This is a genomic window from Roseospira visakhapatnamensis (assembly GCF_014197915.1).
GTDB lineage: Bacteria > Pseudomonadota > Alphaproteobacteria > Rhodospirillales > Rhodospirillaceae > Rhodospira > Rhodospira visakhapatnamensis.
Map to the genome: position 1 here is coordinate 1 of NZ_JACIGK010000062.1, position 2,500 is coordinate 2,500.

Here is a 2,500-nt window from a genome sequence, read left to right on the forward strand (position 1 = left end):
GTGGTTGCGGGGAGAGGATTTGAACCTCTGACCTTCAGGTTATGAGCCTGACGAGCTACCAGACTGCTCCACCCCGCGACGGTGGTCGCATGGGGCGCGTGTAGCGCGCCCTTGTCTTTGTCTTGTTGTTTGCGGCCCCCCGTGGCTGGCGGCCACCGGCCCTGTTGACCCGGGCCGTTGGGGCCGAGGCCCCGCGTTCCGCATCGCTCCGTCGAACGCGGGCCGAGCCGGGAGATCATGGCGGCGAGGTTTGTTGTCATCGTCCGACGGCGACCCTCATCCCCTTGGAAGACCTGGCGGTGCCCTACTCTCCCACGCCTTAAGACGCAGTACCATCGGCGCAGAGGGTTTTCACGGCCGAGTTCGGGATGGGATCGGGTGTTTCGCCCCCGCCATGGCCACCAGGTCATCCAAGAGGATGCGGTCTGTCCTTAGCCCCCGGACGCGATCCTGGGGACCGTCCGGGGCGCCGGCGCTGTCGCGCCGGCCAATCCACCCGCGCCCCCTTCGGGGACGGGCGGACCGTCGTTGTGCTCTGATCCTCGACGAGGGATTGCGGTCCATCGTTGTGTCTGTCGCGCCTGTTGTCCTGTCGGACGCCCTTCGCACCTGGCTTGTCGCCATGCATGAAGAGATCAAGCCGATCGAGCGATTAGTACCGGTTAGCTTCACACATTGCTGCGCGTCCACACCCGGCCTATCAACGTGGTGGTCTTCCACGGCTCTGATGGGGATACCTTGTTTCGAGGGGGGCTTCCCGCTTAGATGCCTTCAGCGGTTATCCCGTCCGGACTTAGCTACCCAGCGGTGCCACTGGCGTGACAACTGGTACACCAGAGGTCCGTTCACCCCGGTCCTCTCGTACTAGGGGCAACTCCTCTCAAGTATCCTACACCCATGGCAGATAGGGACCGAACTGTCTCACGACGTTCTAAACCCAGCTCACGTACCACTTTAATCGGCGAACAGCCGAACCCTTGGGACCTGCTCCAGCCCCAGGATGTGATGAGCCGACATCGAGGTGCCAAACACTGCCGTCGATGTGGACTCTTGGGCAGTATCAGCCTGTTATCCCCGGAGTACCTTTTATCCGTTGAGCGATGGCCCTTCCACTCGGGACCACCGGATCACTATGACCGACTTTCGTCTCTGTTCGGCCTGTCGGCCTCACAGTCAGGCGGGCTTTTGCCATTGCACTCATCAGCCGATTTCCGACCGGCCTGAGCCCACCATCGCGCGCCTCCGTTACTCTTTGGGAGGCGACCGCCCCAGTCAAACTACCCGCCACGCAGGGTCCCGGACCCGGATCACGGGCCGCGGTTAGACATCAGGAACAAGAAGGGTGGTATTTCAAGGGTGGCTCCACACCAGCTGGCGCCGATGGTTCATAGCCTCCCACCTATCCTACACATCCCATCCCTAATGCCACTGCGAAGCTGTAGTAAAGGTTCACGGGGTCTTTCCGTCTGACCACGGGAACTCCGCATCTTCACGGAGAATTCAATTTCGCTGAGTTGGTGTTGGAGACAGCGGGGAAGTCGTTACGCCATTCGTGCAGGTCGGAACTTACCCGACAAGGAATTTCGCTACCTTAGGACCGTTATAGTTACGGCCGCCGTTTACCGGGGCTTCGATTCAAGGCTCTCACCTCTCCTCTTAACCTTCCGGCACCGGGCAGGCGTCAGACCCTATACGTCGTCTTGCGACTTCGCAGAGCCCTGTGTTTTTAGTAAACAGTCGCCACCCCCTGGTCTGTGCCCCCCCGCGCTGGTTGCCCAACGCGAGGGCCCCCTTCTCCCGAAGTTACGGGGGCAATTTGCCTAGTTCCTTCAACACCATTCTCTCAAACGCCTGGGTATACTCTACCAGTCCACCTGTGTCGGTTTCGGGTACGGTCCATATGCGAGGGTTCTTTCCTGGCCCCCCTTCGCTGCCACATCAATCCGTTAAGACCTGACAACTTACGGGGAGCGTCACCTCTCGCGGGCACAGGACTATTAACCTGTTTCCCATCGCCTACGGCTGTCGCCCTCGGCTTAGGGGCCGGCTCACCCCGCGCGGAATAGCCTGGCGCGGGAACCCTTGGACTTTCGGCGGGAGTGTTTCTCGCACTCCTGTCGCTACTCATGTCAGCATTCTCACTTCCGATACCTCCAGCATGCCTCACGGCACACCTTCACAGGCCTACGGAACGCTCCGCTACCGCTCTTGCGAGCCCGCAGCTTCGGTGCATGGCTTGAGCCCCGGTACATCTTCGGCGCAGGATAGCTATTAGACCAGTGAGCTGTTACGCTTTCTTTAAAGGATGGCTGCTTCTAAGCCAACCTCCTGGTTGTTATGGCCGTCCCACATCCTTTCCCACTTAGCCATGACTTGGGGACCTTAGCTGGCGGTCTGGGCTGTTTCCCTTTCGACCCAGGACCTTAGCACCCTGAGTCTGTCTGCCGTGATTGTACTCTTCGGTATTCGGAGTTTGGTTAGGTTTGGTAAGCCTCGCGGC

General features: G+C 60.1%; 1 tRNA gene and 2 rRNA genes (1 of these 3 cut by a window edge). All 3 read right to left on the bottom strand.

Going from position 1 to position 2,500, the window contains the following annotated elements:
- Position 1 precedes the first annotated feature (1 nt).
- Positions 2-78: transfer RNA gene (locus tag GGD89_RS19105), tRNA-Met, on the bottom strand.
- A 213-nt stretch (positions 79-291) separates the two neighbouring features.
- A 5S ribosomal RNA gene (gene rrf / locus GGD89_RS19110) occupies positions 292-406 on the bottom strand.
- 225 nt (positions 407-631) lie between these two features.
- Positions 632-2,500: ribosomal RNA gene (locus tag GGD89_RS19115) — 23S ribosomal RNA — on the bottom strand; it runs 861 nt beyond the window's last position.